This window comes from Kocuria rosea (genome assembly GCF_006094695.1).
Classification (GTDB): domain Bacteria; phylum Actinomycetota; class Actinomycetes; order Actinomycetales; family Micrococcaceae; genus Kocuria; species Kocuria rosea.
Window position 1 is genome coordinate 3,710,595 of record NZ_CP035103.1, and the last position, 24,190, is coordinate 3,734,784.

Annotated in this window: 24 protein-coding genes; 12 read left to right on the plus strand and 12 right to left on the minus strand. The window is 72.3% G+C overall.

Features of this window, described 5'->3' with window-relative positions:
• The first annotated feature begins 2 nt into the window (after positions 1–2).
• The 3 genes from EQG70_RS16910 to EQG70_RS16920 are packed head-to-tail and all read left to right on the plus strand — an operon-like array spanning position 3 to position 3,281.
• The gene (locus EQG70_RS16910) at positions 3–1,427 is read left to right on the plus strand and encodes an acetyl-CoA carboxylase biotin carboxylase subunit (protein WP_109268410.1); all 1,425 of its coding nucleotides are present in this window, start codon (positions 3–5) and stop codon (positions 1,425–1,427) included.
• Positions 1,424–2,332 carry a 5-oxoprolinase subunit B family protein gene (locus EQG70_RS16915; RefSeq protein WP_109268468.1) on the plus strand — a complete coding sequence of 303 codons (909 nt, stop codon included), beginning with the start codon at positions 1,424–1,426 and terminating at the stop codon, positions 2,330–2,332. Before EQG70_RS16910 ends, EQG70_RS16915 begins: the two co-directional genes overlap by 4 nt.
• The gene (locus EQG70_RS16920) at positions 2,316–3,281 is read left to right on the plus strand and encodes a 5-oxoprolinase subunit C family protein (RefSeq protein WP_109268411.1); all 966 of its coding nucleotides are present in this window, start codon (positions 2,316–2,318) and stop codon (positions 3,279–3,281) included. Before EQG70_RS16915 ends, EQG70_RS16920 begins: the two co-directional genes overlap by 17 nt.
• A gap of 66 nt (positions 3,282–3,347) precedes the next feature.
• Here EQG70_RS16920 and EQG70_RS16925 read toward each other — a convergent pair whose 3' ends face one another.
• The 7 genes from EQG70_RS16925 to EQG70_RS16955 all read right to left on the minus strand — a co-directional run bounded on the left by EQG70_RS16925 (position 3,348) and on the right by EQG70_RS16955 (position 9,691).
• On the minus strand, positions 3,348–4,448 hold the full coding sequence (locus EQG70_RS16925) for an oxidoreductase (protein ID WP_109268412.1): 1,101 nt from the start codon (positions 4,446–4,448) through the stop codon (positions 3,348–3,350).
• A 59-nt stretch (positions 4,449–4,507) separates the two neighbouring features.
• On the minus strand, positions 4,508–4,828 hold the full coding sequence (locus EQG70_RS16930; protein WP_109268413.1) for a hypothetical protein: 321 nt from the start codon (positions 4,826–4,828) through the stop codon (positions 4,508–4,510).
• A 62-nt stretch (positions 4,829–4,890) separates the two neighbouring features.
• Entirely contained in the window at positions 4,891–5,643 is a 753-nt protein-coding gene (locus tag EQG70_RS16935; RefSeq protein ID WP_035923584.1) for an SDR family NAD(P)-dependent oxidoreductase, read from the minus strand.
• A 20-nt stretch (positions 5,644–5,663) separates the two neighbouring features.
• The gene (locus EQG70_RS16940; protein ID WP_095650179.1) at positions 5,664–6,443 is read right to left on the minus strand and encodes an SDR family NAD(P)-dependent oxidoreductase; all 780 of its coding nucleotides are present in this window, start codon (positions 6,441–6,443) and stop codon (positions 5,664–5,666) included.
• Positions 6,440–7,780, minus strand: a complete 1,341-nt coding sequence (locus EQG70_RS16945) for an MFS transporter (RefSeq protein ID WP_109268414.1) — start codon at positions 7,778–7,780, stop codon at positions 6,440–6,442. The genes EQG70_RS16940 and EQG70_RS16945 overlap by 4 nt, the downstream gene beginning before the upstream one ends.
• 26 nt (positions 7,781–7,806) lie before the next feature.
• Positions 7,807–8,694: a polysaccharide deacetylase family protein gene (locus EQG70_RS16950; protein ID WP_109268415.1), complete on the minus strand. Its 888-nt coding sequence runs from the start codon at positions 8,692–8,694 to the stop codon at positions 7,807–7,809.
• Positions 8,695–8,722: 28 nt separating this feature from the next.
• On the minus strand, positions 8,723–9,691 hold the full coding sequence (locus tag EQG70_RS16955) for an asparaginase (RefSeq protein ID WP_109268416.1): 969 nt from the start codon (positions 9,689–9,691) through the stop codon (positions 8,723–8,725).
• Positions 9,692–9,876: 185 nt separating this feature from the next.
• On the opposite strand from EQG70_RS16955, the gene EQG70_RS16960 reads away from it, so the two are divergent.
• Positions 9,877–10,878: a LacI family DNA-binding transcriptional regulator gene (locus tag EQG70_RS16960; RefSeq protein ID WP_017834879.1), complete on the plus strand. Its 1,002-nt coding sequence runs from the start codon at positions 9,877–9,879 to the stop codon at positions 10,876–10,878.
• A 378-nt stretch (positions 10,879–11,256) separates the two neighbouring features.
• Here the strand turns inward: EQG70_RS16960 and EQG70_RS16965 are convergent, their stop codons facing one another.
• Both EQG70_RS16965 and EQG70_RS16970 read right to left on the minus strand, forming a co-directional pair.
• Entirely contained in the window at positions 11,257–12,606 is a 1,350-nt protein-coding gene (locus EQG70_RS16965; RefSeq protein WP_109268469.1) for a permease prefix domain 1-containing protein, read from the minus strand.
• A complete protein-coding gene (locus EQG70_RS16970; protein WP_109268417.1) occupies positions 12,606–12,968 on the minus strand; it encodes a PadR family transcriptional regulator in 363 nt (120 codons plus the stop codon). The genes EQG70_RS16965 and EQG70_RS16970 overlap by 1 nt, the downstream gene beginning before the upstream one ends.
• Before the next feature lie 170 nt (positions 12,969–13,138).
• Between EQG70_RS16970 and EQG70_RS16975 the strand changes: the two genes are divergently transcribed.
• Positions 13,139–13,702: a GIY-YIG nuclease family protein gene (locus EQG70_RS16975; protein WP_109268418.1), complete on the plus strand. Its 564-nt coding sequence runs from the start codon at positions 13,139–13,141 to the stop codon at positions 13,700–13,702.
• Between the two features lie 22 nt (positions 13,703–13,724).
• Here EQG70_RS16975 and EQG70_RS16980 read toward each other — a convergent pair whose 3' ends face one another.
• Positions 13,725–14,519, minus strand: a complete 795-nt coding sequence (locus tag EQG70_RS16980; RefSeq protein WP_109268419.1) for an IclR family transcriptional regulator domain-containing protein — start codon at positions 14,517–14,519, stop codon at positions 13,725–13,727.
• Positions 14,520–14,714: 195 nt separating this feature from the next.
• Here EQG70_RS16980 and EQG70_RS16985 point away from each other — a divergent pair, with 195 nt between their 5' ends.
• From EQG70_RS16985 to EQG70_RS17015, 7 genes are all read left to right on the plus strand, one after another.
• The gene (locus EQG70_RS16985) at positions 14,715–15,926 is read left to right on the plus strand and encodes a CaiB/BaiF CoA transferase family protein (RefSeq protein WP_232035204.1); all 1,212 of its coding nucleotides are present in this window, start codon (positions 14,715–14,717) and stop codon (positions 15,924–15,926) included.
• Complete coding sequence (locus EQG70_RS16990; RefSeq protein ID WP_109268421.1) at positions 15,923–16,741, plus strand: citryl-CoA lyase; 819 nt, start codon at positions 15,923–15,925, stop codon at positions 16,739–16,741. The genes EQG70_RS16985 and EQG70_RS16990 overlap by 4 nt, the downstream gene beginning before the upstream one ends.
• 34 nt (positions 16,742–16,775) lie before the next feature.
• Entirely contained in the window at positions 16,776–17,780 is a 1,005-nt protein-coding gene (locus EQG70_RS16995; RefSeq protein WP_109268422.1) for a DODA-type extradiol aromatic ring-opening family dioxygenase, read from the plus strand.
• Complete coding sequence (locus EQG70_RS17000; protein ID WP_109268423.1) at positions 17,777–18,142, plus strand: hypothetical protein; 366 nt, start codon at positions 17,777–17,779, stop codon at positions 18,140–18,142. The genes EQG70_RS16995 and EQG70_RS17000 overlap by 4 nt, the downstream gene beginning before the upstream one ends.
• Positions 18,143–18,167: 25 nt before the next feature.
• Positions 18,168–18,698: a DoxX family protein gene (locus EQG70_RS17005; protein WP_109268424.1), complete on the plus strand. Its 531-nt coding sequence runs from the start codon at positions 18,168–18,170 to the stop codon at positions 18,696–18,698.
• Positions 18,699–18,784: 86 nt separating this feature from the next.
• Complete coding sequence (locus EQG70_RS17010) at positions 18,785–20,242, plus strand: amidohydrolase family protein (protein ID WP_208746224.1); 1,458 nt, start codon at positions 18,785–18,787, stop codon at positions 20,240–20,242.
• Positions 20,243–20,314: 72 nt separating this feature from the next.
• Positions 20,315–21,136 carry a hypothetical protein gene (locus tag EQG70_RS17015; RefSeq protein ID WP_109268425.1) on the plus strand — a complete coding sequence of 274 codons (822 nt, stop codon included), beginning with the start codon at positions 20,315–20,317 and terminating at the stop codon, positions 21,134–21,136.
• Between the two features lie 16 nt (positions 21,137–21,152).
• On the opposite strand, the gene EQG70_RS18650 is transcribed toward EQG70_RS17015, so the two are convergent.
• Together EQG70_RS18650 and EQG70_RS17025 are read right to left on the minus strand one after the other, a co-directional pair.
• On the minus strand, positions 21,153–22,088 hold the full coding sequence (locus EQG70_RS18650) for a helix-turn-helix domain-containing protein (RefSeq protein WP_109268426.1): 936 nt from the start codon (positions 22,086–22,088) through the stop codon (positions 21,153–21,155).
• A gap of 275 nt (positions 22,089–22,363) precedes the next feature.
• On the minus strand, positions 22,364–24,172 hold the full coding sequence (locus EQG70_RS17025) for a flavin-containing monooxygenase (protein WP_109268427.1): 1,809 nt from the start codon (positions 24,170–24,172) through the stop codon (positions 22,364–22,366).
• Positions 24,173–24,190 lie beyond the last annotated feature (18 nt).

Sequence of the window (24,190 nt, forward strand, 5' to 3'; positions counted from 1 at the left end):
CCGTGCCGATCTCCACGCTCCTGGTGGCCAACCGGGGCGAGATCGCGGTCCGGATCCTGCGCTCGGCGCAGCAGATGGGCCTGCGCACCGTGCTGGCCGTGAGCGAGGTGGACCAGGACTCCATGGCGGCGGAGCTCGCCGGCGCCGTGGCCGTGGTGGGCCCCGCCCCGGCCCAGAAGTCCTACCTGAACGCGGAGGCGCTCGTGGCCGCGGCCCTGGAGCACGGGTGCGACGCCGTGCACCCCGGCTACGGCTTCCTCTCCGAGAACGCCGCGTTCGCCCGGCGCGTCCAGGAAGCGGGGCTGACGTGGGTGGGCCCCGCCCCCGACGTCATCGACCTCATGGGCCACAAGACCCGGGCCCTGGAGGCCGCGATCGCCGCCGGGGTGCCCGTCCTCGCCGGGTCCAACGGGCCCCTGGAGGGCGACGACGACGCCGTCCTGGCGCTGGCCCGGGAGGTCGGCTACCCGCTCGTCATCAAGGCCTCGGCCGGTGGCGGCGGGCGCGGCATCCGCCTGGTCCGCGCCGAGGAGGACCTCCTGCGGACCGTCGACACCGCCCGGTCCGAGGCCGGGGCGAGCTTCGGGGACCCCACCGTGTACCTGGAGCGGTTCGTGGAGCGGGCCCGGCACGTGGAGGTCCAGGTCCTCGGCGACGGGCAGACCTTCCTGCACCTGGGCGACCGAGACTGCTCCCTGCAGCGCCGCTCCCAGAAGATCGTGGAGGAGGCCCCCGCCCCGGACCTGCCGGACGAGGTCCGCGAGCGCATCCGGGACTCCGCCGTGAACCTGGCCCGGCTGTGCTCCTACACCGGGGTGGGCACGGTCGAGTACCTCTACGACCCCGTCCGGCACGAGGCGGCGTTCATCGAGATGAACACCCGCCTGCAGGTGGAGCACCCGGTCACGGAGTTCGTCACGGGCGTGGACCTGGTCGCCGAGCAGCTCACGATCGCCTCGACCGGGCGCACGGAGCTGCGGCAGGAGGACATCTCCTTCGCCGGGCACTCCGTGGAGTGCCGGATCAACGCCGAGGACCCGGAGAAGGGGTTCATGCCGAGCCCGGGCACGATCAACCGCCTCGACTGGCCGGAGGGGTCCGAGTACCGCGTGGACTCCGGCGTGCGCAACGGCGACACCGTGGCCCCGTACTACGACTCGCTGCTGGCCAAGCTGATCGTGCACGCCGAGGACCGGGAGACGGCCGTGCAGCGGATGGGCGCGGCCCTTGTCGCCACGCACGTGGAGGGGATCAGGACCACGGTGCCGCTGCTGCGGCGGCTCGTGCTGGACCCGGAGTTCGCGGCCGTGGCGCACCACACCACCTGGATCGAGACCGAGCTGCTGACCGGCCGGGCCGGCGGCGCACCCAGCGACGAGCCCGGCGACGAGCCCGGCGACATTCCCAGTGAGGGGAGCGCACCATGACCGAGACCCTGTACCTGCCCACCGCCCGGTACACGTGGGGCGGTGACGAGTTCCTGTTCGTGGAGTTCGACGAGGCCATGAACCTCACCGCCAACTACCTGGCCACCACCGTGGCGCACGGCCTCTCCGCCCTGGACCTGCCCGGCGTGGTGGACGTCTGCCCCGCCAACGCGTCCCTGCTGGTGCGCTTCGACCCGGACGTGATCCGGGCCGAGGACCTCAAGCGCCGCACCCAGGAGCTCGAGGGGCAGGCCCGCGAGTCCACGCAGTACACCGCCGAGACCCGGATCATCGAGGTCCCGGTCTGGTACCAGGACCCCTACACCGCCGAGGTCGTGGCCCGCTTCCGCGAGGGCTACCACCAGGACCCCTCCGGCACCGACCTCGACTACGCCGCGAAGGTCAACGGCCTCGCGGACGCCGCCGAGTTCATCCGCCGCCACCACGAGTCCCCGTGGCTGGTGTCCATGGTGGGCTTCGTGGCCGGGCTGCCGTTCATGTACCAGCTCGTGCCGAGGGACCGGCAGCTCGAGGTGCCCAAGTACCTCAGCCCCCGCACCGACACTCCCCCGCTGACCGTGGGCCACGGCGGGTGCTTCGCGTGCATCTACTCGGTGCGCGGCGCCGGCGGCTACCAGATGTTCGGCATCGCCGCCGCCCCCATCTACGACCCCGAGCAGCACCTGCGCGACTTCCGGGACTTCCTCATCCTGTTCCGGCCCGGGGACCTCGTGAAGTTCCGGCCGGTCGACGAGGCCGAGTACCGCTCCATCCAGCAGCAGGTCGAGGACGGCACCTGGCGGTACCGGCAGGCGCCCGTGACCCTCGACGTCGAAGCCGCGCTCGCCGATCCCGACAGCTACAACCGCACCCTTCTGGAGGCCCTCGATGGCGCTGACGATTGAGCAGCCCGGACTGCTGACCACCGTCCAGGACCAGGGACGGATCGGGTACTACCACGTGGGCATCCCGCAGGGCGGGGCCATGGACCAGGAGTCCGCGCAGGCGGCGAACAAGCTGGTCGGCAACACCGCGGTCGAGGCCGTGCTCGAGTGCACCTACACGGGCCCCGCCTTCACCGTGGACGCCCCGACGACGATCGCCGTGACCGGCGCGGACCTCCCCGTGCTGGTCAACGGCGAGGAGCGCCCGTCGTGGCGGCGGATCGAGCTGGCGGCGGGGGACGCCGTGAAGTTCGGCGTGCTCCGCGGCGGCGCCCGGTTCTACCTGGCCGTCCGCGGCGGCATCGCCGTGCCGGAGGTGCTCGGCTCGCGCTCCACCTACGCGATCGGGCGGCTGGGCGGACTGGACGGCCGGAAGCTGGAGGCCGGGGACGTGGTGCCGGTGGGCGAGCCCACCGGCCTGCTGCCCGAGGTCGAGGAGATCCCGGAGCGGCTCCGCCCGGGCTTCGGGAGGTCGCTGGAGCTGCGGATCATGTGGGGCCTCTACGACCACCTGCTCACCGACGAGGGCCGGCGCCGGCTGGTCGAGGAGGAGTGGAAGCTCACCCCCGTGGCGGACCGGATGGGCCTGCGCTTCGAGGGCCCCGGCGTGGAGTGGATCCAGCGCCGGCAGCCGTTCGGGGCGGGCTCGGACCCCTCCAACATCGTGGACGCCGGCTACGCCGTGGGCTCCATCCAGGTCCCCGGCGGCACCCAGCCGATCGTGCTGCACCGGGACGCGGTCTCGGGCGGGGGCTACGCCATGGTGGGCACCGTGATCTCCGCGGACATGGACCTGCTGGCCCGCGCCGCCCCGGGCACGGCCACCCGGTTCCGCGCGGTGTCCATGGAGGAGGCCCTGCAGGCGCGGCACGAGCGGGCCGAGCGGCTGGAGGAGATCTGGGCGCTGTGAGCGGCCGGGGCTCGCGGCCCGCGGCGGGTGGTGCCGCACCGGCACCGCCCGCCGCGGTGCGTCCGCTCAGGAGAGCTCCAGCTCCCAGTCCTTGACGTCGGCCAGGGGCGCGAGCAGGCTGCCGTCGAGCTCGGCGAGCGGCCGGCCGCTGCGCACCCGCTGCGGCCAGTCCCGGTTGGCCAGCGCCGCCTTGCCCAGGGCGACCACGTCGGCCGTGCCGTCCGCCAGCATGGACACGGCCGTCTCCGGGTCGTCCAGGTGCCCGTTGGCGATCACCGGCAGACCCGAGTGCTGCTTGGCCAGCGCCGCGAGCGAGGGCCCCTCGTCGCCGAACGCCGGGGCGGTCGCCCGGTACTCGGTGGTGTGGACGAAGTCGATCCCGGTGGCGGCCAGGGTCGAGAAGATCACCTCGGCCTCGTCGGGCCCGCCGCTCCACCGGTGGTCGTGGTCGCTGACCTTGGCCTGGGAGATGCGGATCCCCACCGCCAGGTCCGGCCCCACGGCGTCGCGCACGGCCCGGCAGACCTCGGCGGCGAACCGCACCCGGTTCTCCGGCGATCCTCCGTACTCGTCGGTCCGGAGGTTGAGGTAGTCGGTGAGGAACTGGTCGAGCAGGTACCCGTTGGCGCCGTGGATCTCGACGCCGTCGAACTCGGCGTCACGGGCGCGCAGCGCGGCGTCCACGAACGCCTGCCGGACCTCCGCCATCTGCTCCGCCGTGATCTCCGCGGGCACGGGGTACGGGCCCTCACCGCGGTAGAAGCCCAGCTGCTCGCCCTTGGGGGCCACCGCGGAGGGTCCGATCGTGGAGTCGACGAACCGGTTGCCCTGGGCCTGGGACCCCGCGTGCATGAGCTGGGCGAAGATCTTCGCGCCGGCGGCGTGGACGGCGCCGACCACCTCGGCCCACGCCCGGGCCTGGTCGTCGGTGGCGATCCCGGGCTGGTACAGGTAGCCCTGCCCGTGGGCGGCGTCGGGGTAGATCCCCTCGGTGATCAGCAGCCCGAAGCCGCCGCGGGCGAAGGCCTCGTAGTAGGAGACCATGCGCTCGGTGGCGTGGCCCTCCTCCGTGGCGCTGATCCGGGTCATCGGCGCCAGCGCCACGCGGTTCTCCAGTGCGGCGGGACCGATCTGCAGGGGGGACCAGAGGGGGTCGAGTTCCGGCATGTGCGTCTCCTTCGACAGTCGTTCAGGGGTGGTTCGGTCGGCGGGTGCCTCTGACAGCCTCACACGGTGTCGGCGCTGAGGAGAAGCGCCCGCACGAGCCGCCCCGCGTCCAGGGGCGGGGCGCTGTGGGTCCCGGCGGCGAGGATCCGCTCGAACTCCGCGCCGCCGTCGTCCGGCAGCAGGCGCCGGTCGACCAGGTGCTGGTCGACCAGGGCGTCCGCCAGCGTCTCGACGTCGGGGAAGACCTGCTGGGCGCCCGTGCGGGAGCCCAGCACCCACCGGTCGCCGAGCACGGTGATCCTCGCGCGGCGCCCCACGCTGCGCCGCAGCTCCGCGAGGACGGCCTGCTTCATCCCGTTGAGGTTGATGTAGGCGGTCACCTTCGAGACCGCACGCCCTCCGGGGCATCCTGCGCACATGGTGGCATCTCCTCCCGGGCCGGCTACGGCATCACGTCGCCGCTGTTGGGGCCCAGCGTCTGGCCGGTGTAGAGGTCGCCGCCGGGCGAGGAGGCCAGCAGCAGCGCGGTGGGCGCCACCTCGTGGGCCTGGCCGAAGCGGCCGATGGGCAGCTCGGCTTGCTTGGCGGCCTTCCACTCCTCGGACAGTCCCTCGATCAGCGGTGTCACGACCGGACCGGGCGCGATCGAGTTGACGAGGATGCGGTGCTCGGCGAGCTCCAGCGCCATGGCCTTCGTCATGCCGATCACCCCGGCCTTGGCCGCCACGTAGTGCGTCAGGCCGGTGCCGCCCTTGATGCCCAGCTGGGAGGCGATGTTGATGATCCGCCCGCCGCCGCGCTCCACCATGTGCGGCGCGGCCCAGCGCGCGGCCAGGAAGACGCCCTTGAGGTCCACGGCCAGGACCTTGTCGAACGTCGCCTCGGTCATCTCCAGCAGCGGCGTCTCGTCGAGGATGCCGGCGGCGCTGACGAGGACGTCGATCCCGCCGAGCTCCTCGACGACCCGTGCCATCGCCTGCTGCACCGCCTCGCCGTCGGTGACGTCCACGGCGATCGCCGTGGTGCGCCCGCCGAAGCTGCCGCTCTCCTCCGCGACGGCCGCCGCGTGCTGCTCGTCGCGGTCCAGCACGGCCACGTCCGCGCCCTCCCGGGCGAAGAGCAGGGCGATCGCCGCGCCGATGCCGCTGCCGCCGCCGGTGACGACGGCGACCTTTCCGGTCAGTTGCTGTTCCATGTCTGCCTTTCCTGGTGGGCTCAGCTCGGCCAGCGGACGGTGAGCCCGCCGTCGACGATCAGCTGCTGGCCCGTGACGTAGGCCGAGTCGTCGCCGGTGAGGAAGCGGATGGTGCGCGCGGCCTCGTCGACGTTGCCCACGCGGCCCCACGGGATGATCGAGCCCGCGGCGTCGAGGCCCTCGCGGCCCAGCGAGTTCACCGGGTCCAGGGACTGGGGGCTCTCGATCAGCCCCGGGATGACGGCGTTGACCCGGATCTTCCGGGGGGCGAGCTCCACGGCCAGCGAGCGGCACAGGCCGATGAGCCCGGACTTCGCCGCCGCGTAGTGGCTGTGCTCCTCCCACCCGTAGACGCCGCCGGCGATCGACGACGTCGCCACCATCGCCCCGCCGCGGGTCATCCGCGTGCTGCAGGAGCGGAAGACGCGCATCACCCCGGAGAGGTCGACGGCCATCATGTCGTCCCACGCCTGGTCGGTCATGTCCGCGAGCGCGGCACGGCGCAGGATGCCGGCCGCGGCCACCGAGATGTCCAGCCGGCCGAACTCGTCGAGCGCGGCCTGGGCGAGCTCCTCGGTGTCCTCGAAGCTGCGCACGTCCATGGGGACGGCCGTGCAGCGCCCGCCCGCGGCCTCCACGGCGCGGACGGTATCCGTCGCGTCGTGGGGGTCCGAGGGAAGGTAGCCGATGACGCTGTGCGCCCCGGCCCGGGCGTAGGCGACCGCCAGCGCCCGGCCGATCCCGCTGCCGCCGCCGGAGATGACGGCGACCTTTCCCTCGAGTCCGTCGTCGCGGATCATGCGATCACCGTGGTCTTCAGGTGGGCGTCCTTCAGGGTGCGGGTCCCGGCCATGCACAGCGCCGAGAGGATCAGCCCGCCGGAGCCGGTGATGATCGCCGCCGTGGCCGTGTCCACCCCTGCGGTCAGCAGGATGGTGAGCAGCCCGGAGCCGGCGATGCCGCCGAGCGGCGCCATCACGTGGGCCACGTTCGCCCCCATGCCGCGCACCTGTGGCGGGAAGGACTCGCCCATGTAGAACAGCAGCGCCGCGTACGGGCCGGTGAGGAAGAACAGCGTCATGGCGTACAGCGGGATGATGTAGCCGGAGGTGCCCGGGCCCAGCAGCATCGCCAGGCTGACGATGCCGCCGGCGATCCAGCCGAGGACCACGGTCGGCTTGCGGCCGATCTTGTCGCCCAGCCAGCCGTGGAAGACGTAGCCCACGAAGCCCACCGCGTTGGAGAGCACCAGGATGATGAGGGCGTTGTCGAAGGAGACGCCCTTGGCCTCGACCAGGATGGTGGTGCCCAGGACGGAGAACACCTGGATGCCGAACCAGTTGAAGAACCACGCCAGGGACAGGCAGGTCGTGTGCCGACGCAGCTCCGGGGTGAAGACGTCCTTCACGCCGGTGGCGTGGTGGGCCGCCTCCTCGAGGTCGTGCTCGTCGGCCAGCGCGTGGGCACCGGCGGTGTCGCCGGCGGCCCGGCGCCGCCGGACCTCCTTCATCGCGGCGAAGGTCGGGGACTCCGGCAGGCGCAGGGCCAGGCCGACGACGATCAGGGACAGCACCGCGGCGACGACGAAGCTCCAGCGCCAGCCGATGAGCGGGAGCGTCAGGGCCGACAGTCCCGCGGAGACCAGCGCGCCGACCGGCCAGCCGCCCTGGACGAGCGAGTACATGAGGCCGCGGCTCTTGGCCTCCTTGTAGATCTCGTTGAGGTAGACCGCGTTGACGACCTCCTCGGACATGGAGAAGCCGGAGAAGGAGCGGATGATGACCAGGCTCGCGGCGCCGATGGCGGCGCCGGTGAGACCGGACGCCACGGCGCCGCCGAGCATGAGCACGATGAGCGCCTTCTTGCGGCCCATCTTGTCGATGATCGTGCCCACGGCCAGGGCCACGAGGAACACGCCGATCGTGGCGTAGGTGTTGATCGCGGTGGACTCGGCCACCGACCAGCCGAAGTCCTCGGCGATCACGGGGAGCAGCGTGCCGAAGAGGGTGAAGTCGTAGACGGAGGCCACCCAGGCGATGAAGCAGACGATCGAGACCTGCTTGACCACCTTCGGGGTGATGGGCACGTTCCAGGGCTCGACGCCGGAGGGCGTCGGGTTCGAGCGCAGAGCGGACATGGCGATGTTCCTTCGTGCCGGTGGGATCAGGCGGAGGTGCGGGGACTGCGGGCGGCGAAGTCGCGGGCGACGTCCTCCATGAACGCGAACTCCACGCCGTCGTGACCCTGGATGTGGTCGAAGAGGCGCTCGAGCATCAGCAGGTTCTGCGGGCGGCCGCAGACGTCGGGGTGGATCGTGAGGGGGAAGACGGCGTAGTCCATCTCGCGGTAGACCCAGTCGAACTGGTCCTTCCACAGCTGCTCGATGTCCCGCGGGGACACGAAGCCGTGGCTGTTCGGGCTGGACTTGATGAACATCATCGGCGGGAGGTCGTCCAGGTACCACGAGGCGGGGATCTCGATGAGGTCGGTCTCCTCGCCGCGCACCAGGGGCTTCATCCACTCCTTGGCCGAGGCCGCCTCGTAGTCGATCTTGGTCCAGGTGTCCCCGACGCGCACGTAGTACGGGGTGTGGTCGTCGTGCATGAGCGAGTGGTCGTAGAGGAAGCCGCGATCGAGCAGGATCTCGTTGGTCACCCCGGAGAACTCCCACCAGGGCGCCACGTAGCCGACGGGCTTCTTCCCGGAGCGCCGCTCGATGAGGTCGGTGCAGTAGTCGAGGATCTCGGTCTCCTGCTCGCGGGTCATCGCGATGGGGTTCTCGTGGCTGTAGCCGTGGACGCCGATCTCGTGACCGGCGGCGACGACCGCGTCGAACTCCTTCGGGAACGTCTCCACGGAGTGGCCGGGCCAGAACCAGGTCACGGGCATCTCGCGGCGCTGGGCGAGCTGGAGCAGCCGCGGCACGCCGACCTCGCCGGCGAAGAGGCCGCGGGAGATGTCGCCCGGGGAGTCCTCGCCGCCGTAGGAGCCGAGCCAGCCGCCGACGGCGTCGACGTCGATGCCGACGGACACGTAGATCTTCTTGGACATGATGTCTCCTCTGGTGGTGGGTGGTGTTCTAGAGGTGGGCGGTGAAGGCCCCGGGGAACTCGGCGGCCGAGGTCCCCAGGGAGAGCAGGAGGGCGGCGAGGATGCGCGCCTGGAGCGGGTTGAGGTCCCCGGAGGGGACGGCGCCGGCCGCCACGAGGTCGGTGCCCCCGCCGTTGCCGTAGAGCGGGACGACGGGTCCCCACGGGGCACGGGTGCTGAGCACCACGGCGCAGCCGGCCCCGGCCGCACGGGCCACCGACTCCGCGAAGCCGGGGCCCGCGTTGCCGACGCCCGATCCGGCGAGGACCACGGCCTGCGCGCCGGAGCGCACGGCGAAGTCGAAGAGGTCCGGGGTGGCGCCGGTGTGGGCCGTGATGATCTCGACCCTGGTGCTGTCGAAGGCCGCCGGCGGCAGCGGCAGCGGATCCCGGCGGACCGGCCTGGCCGTGACGACGAGCCCGGACCCGGCCATGTGCGCCACCTCGGCGCCACCCTGGAAGGGGCTGCTCGCGGTGGTGTGCGCCTTCCGGGCGCCGCGGGCGGAGCGGACCGTCCCGTCGAAGGAGATCAGCACGCCGCTGCCCCGCAGCTCGGGCGAGGCGGCGGCCAGCACCGCCTCCTCGACGTTGCGGGGGCCGTCCGGGGCCGGGCTGTCGGCCGGCTGCTGGGCGCCGGTGAGCACCACGCTCTTCGGGGAGCCGTGCACCAGGTCCAGCAGGAACGCCGTCTCCTCCAGGGTGTCGGTCCCGTGGGTGACCACCACGCCGTCGTTGGCCGGATCGGCCAGCGCGTCCCGGGCCGCCTCGGCGATCGCCCGCAGCTCCCCCAGGGTGAGCCGGTAGCTGCCCGTGGTGAGGACGTCCCGGGCGGAGACGGTGAGCTCGCCGTACCGGTTGCGGGACAGGTCGGCCGCCGTGTCCGTGGCCACGGAGCCCGTGGACCCGCCGCCCCGGGACGCGATGGTGCCCCCCGTGCCGAGCAGCTGGATGTGTGTCACGTGCCGCCTCCCTTCCGTGGGGTCGTCCCGCTCCGCGGGAGCGTCAACGGTCTATGCAAACGAATGCCGCAATCGATTGCGTACGATGTTGGGATCGACCATAGAGCGCCTCTAGAGTGATGCGCAACACATTCACGAGAATTTAACGTCCGTTACTGTGTGGAAACAGCCGCGAGGAGGTGGACATGGGCGCACGACCGGCGGTCACGCTGAAGGCCCTGGCGGCCGAGCTGGGCCTCAATCCCTCCACGGTCTCCCGGGTGCTCAACGACCCCAAGGGCCTCGGCTCCAAGTGGGCCTCGCCGGACACCACGGAGCGGATCTTCGCGCTCGCGGAGGAGCGCGGCTACCGCAAGAACCCCTACGCCGCGTCGCTGCGCACGGCCAAGTCGCACATGATCGGGGTCGTCGTGCCCCGCCTGCAGGACTACGTCCTGGCCACGATGTACGAGGGCATCGACGAGGCCGCCTCCGAGCACGGCTACTTCACCGTGGTCTCCAACTCCCTGGACGACGCCGCCGCCCACCGCGCCAAGGCGGAGAAGCTGCTGGACCGCCGTGCCGACGGCCTGATCTTCGGCGACGCCCTGTTCGAGGACCCCTTCCTGGACGAGCTCGCCGAGCGCGGCGTGGCCTTCACGCTGGTGAGCCGGCGGTCCCCGGGGCACCGGTCCGTGACCTGCGACGACTACGCCGGGGGACGGATGGTCGCGGAGCACCTCGTCGCGTCCGGCCGGAGGACCTTCGGGCTCATCGCGGGCAATCCGCGGGCCTCGACCTCGATCGACCGCTGCGCCGGCTTCCTGGACGCGCTCGCCGGGCACGGCCTCGGGGTGGACCCGGCACGGGTGGTCCCCGGCGGCTTCGACGCCCCGGCCGGCAGCGCGGCCGCCGCCCGGATCCTGGCCGTCGGGCCGCTGCCCGAGGCGGTGTTCGCGGTCAACGACTTCGCGGCGATCGGTGCGCTCGGCGTGTTCGCCCGGGAGGGGGTCACGGTCCCGGAGGACATGGCCCTCGTCGGGTTCAACGACACGCCGCTGGCTGGCAGCGTGGGGCTCACCACCGTGCGCTCCCCCATGCACAGCATCGGCCGGCAGGGCTTCGAGATGCTGATGGACGTTCTCGACGGCCGGGACGTGGAGAGCGTCCGGCTCCCCCCGGAGCTCGTCGTGCGCACGAGCGCTTGAGCACCGGTCGCTCCCACCGCAGGACCGGAGGACCAGCAGGCCGTCAGGTGCGGGGTTGGGCTCCGGGGCAAGTCGGCGCAACTGTGGACAGAATGCGAATCGATCAGGTAGTAGGCCGGTGTTAGTGTTGATGCATCACGCAGGTGATCAGCCGGGGGGCTGAGCCGCCGCGTGAGGATCGCGTCGGGACGACCGGCCGCAAGGCCGCCGGCACGACGACGATCATGATGCCGCCGTCCTGGTGGCAGCGGGCCTCGGACCATCTGGTCAGTCGTCGGGGGGCGACTCCCCTGCCACCGGGACGCGCAGGCCCCTTTCCGCCCGCAGCAGCCGCCCCGCGGTGCGAACCCGGAGCCCGCTGGTCAGGCAGCCCGCCGGTCAGGCGAAGGCGAAGACCAGCGGGAAGACCACCACCACGACCGCGGCCCACACGCCGTAGACCGGCAGGTAGCGCGTCTGCCAGCGCTCGAGCTCCACGAACGGCCGGCGTCCCCGCAGGCACCCGGCGCTCAGCCACGCGGCCCGCACCAGGTGCACCAGCAGCAGCAGGTTCAGCCCGAGCGCGGCGATCTTGTTGGGGCTCGAGCCGAACTCGGCGATCCGGGTCAGCATGGCGGTCAGCATCACCGCGTCCACCGCCAGCGCCGCGACGACGAGCACCAGCTGCAGGCCGTCGAAGAGGCCGGGAGGCTCGAGCGGGTCCCGGGCGGAGATCGAGTAGAGCAGCAGCGCCAGGACCAGCACGAGGATCGCGTCCATCAGGATCAGCAGCCCGCGGTCGACGTCGACGAGCCCGCCGGCCGCCGTGAGCACCACCAGGAGGGACAGCAGCATCAGGATCGTCAGGGGCGTGAACACCCGGGTGAGGACCGGGGCGATGTTCTCCACGACGTTCTGCTTGGCCTCGACCAGCCACGCGGCCACCACGAGGGCGCCGGGCACGGCGAACGGCAGGATCCAGTCCTCCAGCACCGGCTCCAGGTCGATCCCGAGGACCTGCAGGGCCCCGAACGTGAGCCCGACCAGTACCGCCCCGCCCAGGGCCAGGAGCGTGTAGTAGATCACGAGCTCGCCGGTGAAGCGGACGAAGTCCATCCGCCGGCTGTCGGAGCGCCACCTCCCGCCCGTGTAGGCGATCCCGGCCAACAGCCACAGGACCACCGGGGCGTGCAGGGCGGCGAGCAGCTCGGTGGACCCGCCGGGGACGAACGGATAGACGTTGAGCACCACCGCCAGCAGCGCGAACGGGACGAGCAGCGCCGCCACCACGCGCGCGGTGAGCCGGCGCTTCCACGCGAAGTAGCCGGCGAGGAAGGGGAGGACGAGCAGGCCGAGGTTGCGCGCCAGCACCGCCTCGTCGCCGAGCCAGGCGGTGCCGGCCTTGACCGCCAGCCCGGCCCCGACCGCGAGCGCCAGGACGATGCCCAGCTCCCGCCACGGCGGCGCGCCGGCGTCCTCGGCGTCCTCCGGGAGGAGCACGAGCTGCTTCCACAGCCGCTCGGAGTGCTCGCGGGCGAACTCGTGCGAGACGGCGTCGAGATTGCCCATGCGCTTGATCGCGACGAGGAAGGCCTCGTCGTCGTCGAGCCCGGTGGCCCGCAGGTCGGCGACCTGTTCGCGCAGGTGGTCCTCGAGCTCGTCCACGTCGGCCGGGGAGATCGCCTGGCGGCGCTGGACCCAGCCGCGCCACCGCCCGATCTGGGCCTCCTGCTCCGCGTGCAGCTCCATCACGCCCACCGCTCGGTCGTGGCGGGCGGCTGCTGAGCGGCCTGCCACACCTGCCGCAGCGCGTCGGCCACGACCGTCCACTGCTCCTGCCGGTCGGCGAGCGCGGCCCGGCCCGAGGTCGTGATCGCGTAGTGCTTGCGCCGGCGCCCGGCCTCGGACGTGCCCCACGAGGAGGACACGTGGCCGAGGCGCTCGAGCCGGTGCAGCAGCGGGTAGAGCATGCCGTCGGTCCACTGCATGGAGCCGCCGGAGAGCTCGCTGACGCGCTTGAGGATCGCGTAGCCGTACAGGTCGCCGTCCGCCAGGATCCCCAGCACGAGCGGGGTGGCCGAGGCGGCGACCAGGTCCTTGTCGATGCGCACTGCGCCTCCTGATACCTAGGTGTGCTACGCATTGCACCCTAGCAGCGCTAGGTATGCAAGTGCGGCGCCGGAAACGACGGCGCGAGTCGGGCGGGGTGGGCACCACCGCCTCCTGCGCCTACAGTCGAAGCAGAGTTGCAGAAGAGAACGCCCCGAGGAGGTGGTGATCCGTGAGCACGCAGCCCGGCCTCGCCGCGCTCCCACTGAGCACGCCGCCGGAGGCGGAGGTCCGCCCCTCCCGCGGCGTCTACGCCTGGTGGCTGGACACCGACCGCTCCCCCACCCCGGAGGCGGCCGGGCTGCACCTGCCCGCGGTGCCGCGGCTCCGCCACTCGTCAGGGACGGCCGAGCTGCTCTACGTGGGCCGCGCCCGGCGCGACCTCCACCGGCGGATCAGCGGCCAGCACCTGCGGCGCACCCGCTCCTCCGCGCTGCGGCGCACGCTGCTCTCCGCCCTCCTCCCCGGGGACCCGTCCTGGCGAGACGGCGCCGCCGTGGATGGGCGGGGCCGCGTGGTCCTCGACGAGGCGCACGAGCAGCGGCTCACGGCGTGGATGCAGGAGCACCTGCTCCTCGGCTGGGCGGAGTGCGGGACGAAGGACGACGTCGACGCCCTCGAGCAGCACTGGGTCGCCGCGCACCAGCCGGCGCTCAACACCGAGGGCACCGGCCACGGCCCGGAGCTGACCGAGCTCAAGCGGGTCTTCCGCGAGGGCCTCCCCCAGCGGTCCTGAGCCCCCGAGCCCACCCGGACGCTCAGACGTCCCGGCGGGGGCGCCGGCGCCACTGCGCCCAGTCGGCGGAGATCGCGGCCGCGGTGCGCAGCAGGTGCGGCAGGTACTCGCCGGTGAGCGTCCCGAGCGGGGTCTCCGCGGCGTGGACGGTGATGTTGACGGTGGATTGGACGCGCCCGGCCTCGCCCAGCACCGGGGCCGCGATGGAGCGGACCCCGGGGGCGAGCTCCTCGTCGGCCACGGCCCACCCCCTGTCCCGCACGAGCGCCAGCTCCTCGAGCAGCCGCTCGCGGTCCACCGGTGCGATCCGGACGGAGGACCGGGACGGCGTGTCGAGCGCGGCGTGCACCTCCGCGGGCTCGAGCCCGGCGAGCAGCACCTTTCCCTGGGAGGTCACCGCGGCGGGGAACCGCGTGCCGAGCTCCACGCGCAGGGCGATGATCTTGGGCACGGACACCCGGGCGGTGTAGACGATGTCGGCGCCGTCCAGCTGGGCCATGGACGAGGACTCCCCCGTGCGGCCGACGAGCGCCTCCAGGTGGGGCCGCGCGATGTCCCACAGCCCCAGGGAGTCCACGTAGGACATCCCGAGGTCGACGACGCGGACGGTGAGCTGGAACTCCCGGTCGACCTGCCGCACGAACCCGAGCTCCTTGAGAGTCAGCAGCAGCCGGTGCGCGGTGGGCCGCGCCAGCCCGGTCGCGGAGGCCACGTCGCTCAAGGACATCCGCGGGTGGTCGGAGCCGAAGGCCTGGATGACGTCCAGACCGCGGGCGAGCGCCTCGACGAAGCCCGTGGTCTCACTGCGTCCCGACATGTGCGCCCTCTTCCGGTGGTGGTGGCCGTGCCCCCGGTGAGCGGCCCGGCCACCAGTCAGTGTAGGCACCCGCCACCCGACCGTCCGGTGACGCCTCCGCCGACTCTTGACATGTCACCGAATGTGAGTGAAAGTGATCCCCAACACAACGGACAGCTATCCGCATCGCGGACAGCGGGAGTTTCGGAGGCGCTCGTGAACAGCACAGAGGACCGGCCAGGCGGTGGGACCCGCCCGCTGGAGGGGGTCGTGGTCGCCGACTTCTCCCGCGTGCTGGCCGGCCCGTACGCCACGATGCTGCTGGCCGATCTGGGCGCCGAGGTGATCAAGGTGGAGAGCCCCGCGGGGGACGACACCCGCACCTGGGTTCCGCCGGTCCGCCCCGACGGGGTCTCCACGTACTACTCCGCGATCAACCGCAACAAGAAGTCCGTGGTCCTGGACTTCACGGACGAGGAGGACCTGAGCACGGCCCAGGCGCTGGCCCGGCGTGCCGACGTGGTGATCGAGAACTTCAAGCCCGGCGGTCTGCGCCGCTTCGGCCTCGACTACGCCACGGTCCGGGAGACCAACCCTCAGGTCGTCTACTGCTCGATCAGCGGCTTCGGCTCCGCGGCCGGCGCGTCCCTGCCCGGCTACGACCTCATCGTCCAGGCCATGTCCGGCCTGATGAGCCTCACGGGCGACCCGGACGGATCGCCGTTCCGGGCGGGCATCAGCGTCTTCGACGTCATGGCCGGGCTGCACTCCACCATCGCCGTCCTCGCCGCCCTGCGCCACCGGGACGCCACCGGGCTCGGCCAGCAGCTCGAGGCCAGCCTCATGGCCTCCGCGATGAGCGGGCTCGTCAACCAGACCTCGGCCTACGTGGCCGGCGGAGTGGTGCCGCAGCGGATGGGCAACGCCCACCCCAGCCTCTTCCCCTACGAGCCGCTGCCCACCGCCGACGACGACCTCATCGTCACCGCCGGCAACAACACCCAGTTCCGCAAGCTGTGCACCGTGCTGGGCATCCCCGAGGTGGCCGAGGACCCGCGGTTCGCCGAGAACGGCGACCGCACCGCGCACCGCGAGCAGCTGCGGCCCCTGCTGGTGGAGCAGCTGCGGAAGCACCCCGCCCAGCACTGGTTCGCCGCGCTCAACGCGGTCGGCGTGCCGAACGGACCCATCAACACGATCGGGCAGGGCGTGGAGTACGCCAAGGAGCTGGGCCTGGAGCCGGTGGTCACCGCCGGGGAGGGCGAGCGGGCCGTGCCGGTCGTCCGCCACCCGGTGACGTTCTCCGTCACCCCACCGCGCTACGACCTCGCCCCGCCGGAGCTGGGCGAGCACACCGAGCAGGTCCGCGCCTGGCTCAGCAGCCCGAGAGCCACCACGCCCCTCGGACCCCAGGAGGAGAACCGATGACCCCCGACCCCGAGCCGACGCTGCGCTTCCCCACCTCGCTGGGCACCTCGAGCGCCACGGAGATCCGGCTCCTGGGCCAGGACCTCGCCCAGGACCTCATGGGCAAGGTCGGCTTCGGCGAGCTGGCGTTCTGGCTGGTGGCGATGCGCCGGCCGACCCCGGGCGAGGTGCGGGTCTTCGAGTCCGTGCTCGTGGCCCTGGCCGACCACGGCTTCACCCCCACCGCCATCACCGCCCGGGTCACCTACCTCAGCGCTCCGGACTCCGTCCAGGGCGCGATGGCGGCCGGCCTGCTGGGCGGCGGGTCCCGTTTCCTGGGCGTGACCGAGGACTGCGGGCAGTTCCTCGCCGCCACCCTCGCCGCCCACGAGGGCGAGCTGCCGGACACGGAGGCCGGTTGGGACGACATGGCCGCCGAGGCCATCCGCGCCCAGAAGGCGGCCGGGAAGTTCGTGCCCGGGCTGGGCCACCCCAACCACAAGGACGGCGACCCGCGGACCCCGGTGCTCATCGGCATCGCCCAGGAGGAGGGCCTGCGCGGCCCGCACCTGCGGCTGTTCGAGGCGATCGGGCGGATGAGCGGGCCGATCCTGGGGCGGAACCTCCCGCTCAACGGCGCCGGGGTCTGCGGAGCGGCGCTGGCCGATCTCGGCCTGCCCACCGACCTGTTGCGCGGCTTCGCCCTCCTGGCCCGCTCCGCCGGACTGCTGGGCCAGATCGCCGAGGAGAAGCGCCGTCCGATCGCCCAGGACATCTACATGACCGTGGACCGCCACGCCGTCTACGTCGCCCCCGGCGAAGCCCCGAACGCCTGAGACCCCGAATCGCCCGAGCAGGAGAAGACGACCAATGGCTGATCTGACGGCCGTGCTGGCCAGCACCCACCACCCGTTCTACCTCAGGGCCACCACCGACCACTCGGAGCACCGGATGCCGCAGGCCGACGAGTGGCAGCGCAAGGTCGAGGCCTACCGCGAGACCCTCACCGCCGCCGAGCCCGACGTGCTCGTGATGGTCGGGGCCGACCACTTCCACCAGTTCTTCCTGGACAACTACCCGACCTTCCTGATCGGCAAGCAGGAGAAGTACGACGCGACCTTCTACAACGAGGTGCGCGAGTTCGGGCTCCCCGAGTACCTGCTCGACGGCGACGTTCAGCTGTCCAACCACCTGCACCAGGGGCTGCTGGACGCCGGCTTCGACTTCTCCTTCAGTCACGAGCTCAAGATCGACCACTCCATCGTCTGCCCCATCATCACCGTCCGCCCGCAGGCGGACCTGCCGGTGGTGCCGATCTACACCAACATCTTCGCCCCGCCCCTGCCCTCGCCGAAGCGGTTCTGGGACCTGGGACGGGCGATCCGCAAGATCATCGACGCCTGGCCCTCCGACAAGAAGGTCGCGGCCATCGGCACCGGCCACCTGTCCCTGGAACTGGGCGGGCCGCGGATGTTCGGCGAGCACGGCCCGGACCCGGACTTCGACGCCCGAGCCATCGAGTGGCTGTCCACCGGCAACATCGAGGCGATCCTGGCCGACGTCACCCACGAGTCCATGGCCGCGGCCGGCAACGCCACCCACGGGTTCATGGACCTGATCCTCATGATGGGCATCGCAGGCCCCGAGGAGGCCGACTACGTGGACCAGCTGGACCTCTTCCACACCCGGGAGATGTTCATGACCTGGTACCCGGCGAGGACCGAAAAGCTGTCCGCCGCCGCTGCGCGGGCCGCCGAGTCCTCCGGGGCCGTCCTCGGCCCCGTCCTCGCCCCCGCGGACAGCGCGACCGGCACCGCGGACGACACGGCGCAGGTCACCGTGCAGGACACCTCGAAGGAAGGCGCTTCGGCATGAGCAAGTACTACGTCAACAAGTTCCTCTACACCGTGGACCGCGACCCCGCGTGGGTGGCCCGGTACAAGGCCGACCCGGTGGCGACCATCACGGCGTGGGAGGCGGAGGTCGGGACCCGGCTCAATGCCGCGGAGCGGACCACCTGGCTCTCCTTCACCGAGGACGAGCGCCGCGCCCTGGAGACCTACGACTACGAGTGGCTGTTCGGCTACGGCGCCCACTTCTTCCTCTACCTCACCCTGTTCATCGGCCTCTTCGACGAGGACTGGGCGCAGGACCAGGGTCCGCTGTCCTACCAGCGGGACTGGGCGAAGAAGCTCGAGGCCTGGACCGGGCAGACCTACCCGTCCGTCGCCCTGTAGCCGGCCCGGACGGAACGAGGTCGCCGTGGACGAGGGAATCCTGCTCCTCCGGGTCCTGCTGGGCCTGGTCCTCCTGGCCCACGCCGCACAGAAGTCGCTGGGCTGGTTCCAGGGCCTGGGACTGACGGTCATGGCCGGGGCCTTCGAGTCCCTGGGGCTGCGCCCGGGGCGTGTCATGGTGCTCGTGGCCTCCATCACCGAGGCCCTGGCCGGGATCTCCCTCCTGCTCGGTGCGCTCACCCCGCTCGGGGCGGCGGCCGCGGCCGGGACGATGGCCGTGGCCGGGGCCACCTCGCAGCTCAGCGCCGGCTCGTTCTGGAACGCCCGGAAGGGCGGCGAGTACCCGTACGTGCTCGCCGTGGCCGCCCTCGTCCTGGCCTTCACCGGCGCGGGCGCCTGGTCCGTGGACGCGTGGCTCGGCGGCGTCTCGCCGGGACTGGCCCCGTTCCTCGGCGGCACCGGGACCGGCGTGGCCGCGTTCCTGCTGGCCGCAGGCGCGGCTCTGCTCTTCCTGTGGGTCGTCCTCCGCCGCAGCCCCGCTCCTCGTCCGGGGTGAGCCCGCCGCAGCCCGGGGGCGACCCCACCCGCACCCTCCTCGACCTTCCCGCCCGTTCCGCAGCACCCACCACCTAGGAGTCGACCGTGACCGCTGAAACCCGTACTCCCGCCCCCGGCCAGCCCGTCGTGTTCCGCCACGGCACCGTCCTGACGATGGACGCGTCCAAGCGGGTGCTCGCCGACGCCGACGTCCTTGTCGTCGGCGAGAACATCGAGGCCGTCGGCCACGCGCTGCAGGTGCCCGAGGGCACCTTCGAGATCGACGCCGCCGGGGGCGTGATCATGCCGGGCATGATCGACACGCACCGGCACATGTGGCAGACCGCGATGCGCGGGTACGGCGCCGACTGGACGCTCACCCAGTACTTCGTCTGGTACTACCTGGAGCACGGGACCGCTTTCCGCCCCGAGGACATCGCCGCGGGCAACCTGCTCTCGGCCTACGACGCCCTGGACGCGGGCGTGACCACCAGCGTGGACTGGTCCCACGGGCTGAGCACCCTGGACCATGCCGAGGCCGCGCTGGAGGCGCTCGAGGGGACCGGCGGGCGCTTCGTCTTCGCCCCCGGCAACATCTTCGCCGGACCCGCCGAGTGGACCGCCTCCCCGGACTTCAAGAACTTCGTGGAGCGGCGCAACCCGCGCTCCGACATGCTGAAGTTCCAGCTGGCCTTCGACGTCACCGGCGACCCGTCCTTCCCCGAGAAGGGCGCCTTCGAGGTGGCCCGGGAACTGGACCTCCCCGTGACCACGCACGCCGGGGTCTGGGGCGCCACCAACGACGACGGCGTGCGGCTCATGCACGAGCACGGCTTCATGACCCCCGGCACGGTCTACGTCCACGCCGCGACCCTCAGCCACGACTCCTACCAGCGCATCGGCGCCACGGGCGGGTCCGTGTCCCTCTCCACGGAGAGCGAGCAGAGCTGCGGCCAGGGTTACCCGCCGTCCTGGGTGCTGCGCCAGCACGACATCCCGATGTCGCTGTCCATCGACACGAGCGTGTGGTTCAGCAGCGACCTGTTCGTCGCGATGCGCGCCACGCTCGGCGCCGACCGCTCCTACGAGCACCTGCGCGCCCACGAGGCCGGCGAGACCGTGACGCACTCAGCCCTGCGCGCCGAGCACGTCGTCGAATGGGCCACCCGCGGCGGGGCCACCGCGCTGTCCCTGGACCACGCGGTGGGCAGCCTCGAGCCCGGGAAGAAGGCCGACGTGGTGCTCATCAAGAACGACACCTCACCCGCGTCCTTCCCGATGCTCAACCCGTACGGTCACGTGGCGCTGCAGGCCGGCCGCGGCGACGTGCACACCGTCCTGGTCAACGGCCGGACGGTCAAGCACGAGCACCGCCTGCTCGACGTCGACCTGCGGTCCCTGCGCTCGAAGGTCGAGGCGACCGTGGAGCACCTGCGCTCGACCCTCGGGGAGGAGGCCTGGGCGAAGGGCATGAACCCCGACATCCCCGAGACCAAGATCCTGGACAACCCGTACATGTACACCGACTACCGGGACGCCTCCACGCACGCGAAGGCGACCTGAGGGACCCCGTGCGGCAGCCGACGCGGCGGTAGAATGGGCGCCCAACTCGCACGTGGTCGTTCGGGGGCCGTCATGAACAACACCGGGAGCAGCAGCGGAGCCGCCGTCTGGGTGGTGGCCCTGATCGCCGTTGTGGTCGCCGTCGGCCTGTTCCGGTTCGTGCTCCTCGGCGGGGTGGCCCTCCTCGGCCTGGTCCTGCTCGGCCTGCTGATCTGGCTCAGCGCCGGTGTCATCACGAGCCGGACCCGCGCCGCCGGGCAGGACGCGCCCGAGGACGACGACGCCGGGCCGCCGCTCGCCGGCCCGCAGACCGGGCGGACGTCGGTGGAGGAGGCTCGGGCGGCCGGGGCGTCCAACATGCGCACGGCCTGGATCTCGTGGCACCTCCGCTCCCTGCCCCCGCCGGAGGACTCCCGGGATCCCCGGCTCCTCACGGGCACCCTGTCCGTGGTGCCGCAGGCGGACTGGGACGTGGACCGGCTCCGCACGCACGGCCGCGCGCTGTGGTCCCTGCGCCGCGGCGCCCGGCGGCACGACCTGCTCGACCAGCTGGACGCCCGCCTGGACCGGGTGGTCGCCATGATCTCCGACCTGACGGACGCCGAGTTCGACACCGCCCTCGGCCAGGTCAACGACCAGTACCTGTACCACCCGGACCGGCAGGTCCGCACCGCCTACCTGGAGGGCGGCGCCCTGGGTGTGGACCTCATCATGGACGCCGTGACCGCCGCCCGGGCCCAGGCTCGCGAGGACGCCGCCACGAGGGCCGCCGCGGAGGCCCTGGCCCAGCAGCGCACCGCCGCGCTCCGCGCCCTGCGGGAGACCCACCACCCCACCGCGGGCCGGGACGCCCGCGCCGCCTGGGATGAACAGGCCCGGAAGCTCGAGGAGTGACCCGCGCCGGCCGGCACTACCGGTCGAGGACCTCCCGGGGGTTGACCCCGTAGACGCGGCGGTAGGCCGCCGCGAAGCGGCCCTGGTGGGCGAAGCCCCACCGCAGCGCGATCTCCCGCACCGTGTCCCCCGCGGACGGATCGCCCGCGACCAGGTCCGCGTGGGCCGCCGCCAGGCGCGCCCGGCGCAGGTACTGCAGCGGGTGCAGGCCCAGCGGGTGGTTGGCACGGAACGCCCGGACGAGCGCGGGCGTGGTGGTTCCCGCCGCACGGGCGGCGTCCTCCACGCTGATGGGCAGGGACGCGTGGTCGTCGAGGAACCGGGCCGCGATCCGGTACCGGCGGGCCTGGGCCTCCATGGAGAGGGTCCGCTCCCGCGGGTCCCCGGCCAGCGGGAAGCACTCCAGGGCGGCCACGGCCAGGTGACGGGTGAGGTCGGCGCGGACGAGGTCCGCGTCGAAGGCGCCGGAGTTCACGGCCTCGCGGGCGACCCGTGACAGCCGGGTCCAGTACTCGCCCAGCCGAGGACTGACCGGCTCCACGGAGGCGAAGCGCACCGGCAGTCCGTCCGTGCCGTAGACGGTCTCGGCGACCTCCTGCAGCAGCCGGGGCGCGAGGTTGATGTTGGTGACCCGCACCGCGGCGCCCACGACGAGGACCGGGTCGCCGGGGCGGAACAGCGCCGGCCCCCGCGTCCCGCTGCCGGTCTCGTCGCGGGTCCGCCAGTCGTAGCGGGCCGCGCGCACGTCCGCGGCACAGAACACCTCGGTCTCGCCCCACGCGGAGTAGGCGCCGTCGAGGTCGAGCTGGACCACGGTGAGGCTGTCGTCGCCGTCGTGGCGCTGCTGGTAGCTGAAGGCCTCGCCGATGGGCTCGAAGGAGAAGGGCACGCCGACGTCCTGGAACAGTGCCCGCACCGCCTCCGAACTGGTGACCGTCGCCTCGTGGCGCACGACGCCGCTCATCGCGGGCCGCCGACCGAGGACGTCACCGGCGGAGCGGCCGGAGGGAGAGCGGGCAGAGGAGCAGAAGCCCGATGGTGGGCAGGCATGAGATGTCCTTCCTGGGCCACAGCGCGCGGGCCGACCGCGGCGGGCCATCTCCATCATCACCTCGACCGGGGCACCGGACAATCCCCTCCCACCGGGGAGTTGTCCCGGCCGCCCGCGGACGGGGCGCCGGAACGGTCGATCCGTCCCGGCGCCCCGTCAACGCGCCCGGGCCGGCATCACCGGGGGTGGTGGGACTCCGCGAGCTCGAACACCGGGGTGGGAAGGCCCTCCATCCGGGCCTTGAGCTGCAGGGCGAGGTACTTGGAGTAGTGCCTGCTCTGGTGCAGGTTCCCGCCGTGGATCCAGAGATTCTCCACGTTGGTGGGCTTCCACATGTTCCGCAGCTCGCCCTCCCAGGGCCCGGGGTCCCGGGTGGTGTCGGAGCCGTAGCCCCAGCACTTGCCCACCCGGTCGGCGACCTCCGGGGAGATCAGGTCCGCGAGCCACTCGTTCATGGACCCGTAGCCGGTGGCGTGGACGACCAGGTCCGCCGGCAGCTCGGTCCCGTCGTCGAGCACCACCGCGTCCTCCGTGAGCCGGTCGACCTGGCCGGTGGCCAGCTGGACCCGCCCGTCGATGATCAGCTGCGAGGCGCCCACGTCGATGTAGTACCCGGAGCCCCGGCGCAGGTACTTCAGGAACAGCCCGGAGCCGTCCTCCCCGAAGTCGAGGTCGAAGCCGGCCGCCTCGAGCGCGTCGTAGAACTCGCGGTCCCGCTCGGCCATCGCCTCGAACGCGGGCCGCTGGACGTCCGGCAGGACCCGGTACGGCCAGGACGCGAACAGCATGTCCGCCTTCTCCGTGGTGATGCCGGCCTCCAGCGCGTCCTCGGAGTAGAGCGGCTTCAGGACGAGGTCCATGAGCGACTCGCTGCGGGAGATGTGGGTCGAGGAGCGCTGGACCATGGTGACCTCGGCCCCGTGCTCCCAGAGGTCCGCGCAGATGTCGTGGGCGGAGTTGTTGGACCCGATGACCACGGCCCGCTTGCCCGCCCAGTCGTCGCCGCCGGCGTGGGCGGAGGAGTGGTGCTGCGCGCCCCGGAAGACGTCGGCGCCCGGGAAGTCGGGGATCCTCGGGTACCCGGAGACGCCCAGCGCGAAGACCAGCTGGGTGGGGTGCAGCACGACCTCCTCGCCGTCGCGGTCGACGACGACGGTCCAGGTCCCGGTCTGCTCGTCCCACTCGGCCGACCGGCACTCGGTCCTCGCCCAGTAGTTCAGCTCCATGATGTCGGCGTAGTGCATCAGCCAGTCGGCGACTTTGTCCTTGGCAGGGAACACCGGCCAGTCGTCCGGGAACGGCAGGTAGGGCATGTGGTCGTACCAGACCGGGTCGTGCAGGTGCAGGGACTTGTAGCGGTTGCGCCAGGCGTCCCCGGCCTTCTCGTGCTTGTCCACCACGATCGTGGGGATGCCGAGGCGCTGCAGCCGCGCGGCCAGGCCGATCCCGCCCTGGCCGCCGCCGACGACGAGGCAGTACGGCTGCTCCGTCCGGCCGAGGGCCTCCTCCCGCGCCCGGCGCCGCTCCAGCCAGGTGGTGCGCTCGCGGGTGATCTCGTGGACCACCCCGCGGTCCCGGCGCGGCCCCTTCTGCTCCTCGAAGCCGCGCAGGTCCTGCAGGGTGGTCAGCAGGGTCCACGCCTTCCCGTCGCGCAGCCGCAGGTAGCCCCACCCGGAGCCGGCGGAGGTCTCGAAGCGCACCCAGCACTCCGTCACCCCGTCCGCCTCGGTGGGCTCGCCCTCGACCTCCCACCCGGAGGGCCGGACGTGCGGCAGGGTCTGCGCGAGCATCCGGCAGATCTGCTCGCGGCCCTCCAGTGTCTTCAGGTTCCAGGTGAACGCCAGGAAGTCGCGCCAGTAGCTCTCCTCCGCGAACAGCTCAGCCGCGGCGTCCGCGTTGCCGGCCGCGAGGGCGTCCTCCAGGGCGGCCAGCCAGGAGCGGGCGGTGTCCGTGCCGGCTCCCACGCCGGTGTCGATCGTGGTCATGGTTCCTCCTCGGTGTAC

Bases quoted from the DNA above. Each gene is read 5' to 3' on its own strand.
- EQG70_RS16915 (WP_109268468.1), top strand. From the start codon at position 1,424: ATGACCGAGACCCTGTACCTGCCCACCGCCCGGTACACGTGGGGCGGT.
- EQG70_RS16920 (WP_109268411.1), top strand. From the start codon at position 2,316: ATGGCGCTGACGATTGAGCAGCCCGGACTGCTGACCACCGTCCAGGAC.
- EQG70_RS16925 (WP_109268412.1), bottom strand. From the start codon at position 4,448: ATGCCGGAACTCGACCCCCTCTGGTCCCCCCTGCAGATCGGTCCCGCC.
- EQG70_RS16935 (WP_035923584.1), bottom strand. From the start codon at position 5,643: ATGGAACAGCAACTGACCGGAAAGGTCGCCGTCGTCACCGGCGGCGGC.
- EQG70_RS16940 (WP_095650179.1), bottom strand. From the start codon at position 6,443: ATGATCCGCGACGACGGACTCGAGGGAAAGGTCGCCGTCATCTCCGGC.
- EQG70_RS16945 (WP_109268414.1), bottom strand. From the start codon at position 7,780: ATGTCCGCTCTGCGCTCGAACCCGACGCCCTCCGGCGTCGAGCCCTGG.
- EQG70_RS16950 (WP_109268415.1), bottom strand. From the start codon at position 8,694: ATGTCCAAGAAGATCTACGTGTCCGTCGGCATCGACGTCGACGCCGTC.
- EQG70_RS16960 (WP_017834879.1), top strand. From the start codon at position 9,877: ATGGGCGCACGACCGGCGGTCACGCTGAAGGCCCTGGCGGCCGAGCTG.
- EQG70_RS16965 (WP_109268469.1), bottom strand. From the start codon at position 12,606: ATGGAGCTGCACGCGGAGCAGGAGGCCCAGATCGGGCGGTGGCGCGGC.
- EQG70_RS16980 (WP_109268419.1), bottom strand. From the start codon at position 14,519: ATGTCGGGACGCAGTGAGACCACGGGCTTCGTCGAGGCGCTCGCCCGC.
- EQG70_RS16990 (WP_109268421.1), top strand. From the start codon at position 15,923: ATGACCCCCGACCCCGAGCCGACGCTGCGCTTCCCCACCTCGCTGGGC.
- EQG70_RS16995 (WP_109268422.1), top strand. From the start codon at position 16,776: ATGGCTGATCTGACGGCCGTGCTGGCCAGCACCCACCACCCGTTCTAC.
- EQG70_RS17000 (WP_109268423.1), top strand. From the start codon at position 17,777: ATGAGCAAGTACTACGTCAACAAGTTCCTCTACACCGTGGACCGCGAC.
- EQG70_RS17015 (WP_109268425.1), top strand. From the start codon at position 20,315: ATGAACAACACCGGGAGCAGCAGCGGAGCCGCCGTCTGGGTGGTGGCC.
- EQG70_RS17025 (WP_109268427.1), bottom strand. From the start codon at position 24,172: ATGACCACGATCGACACCGGCGTGGGAGCCGGCACGGACACCGCCCGC.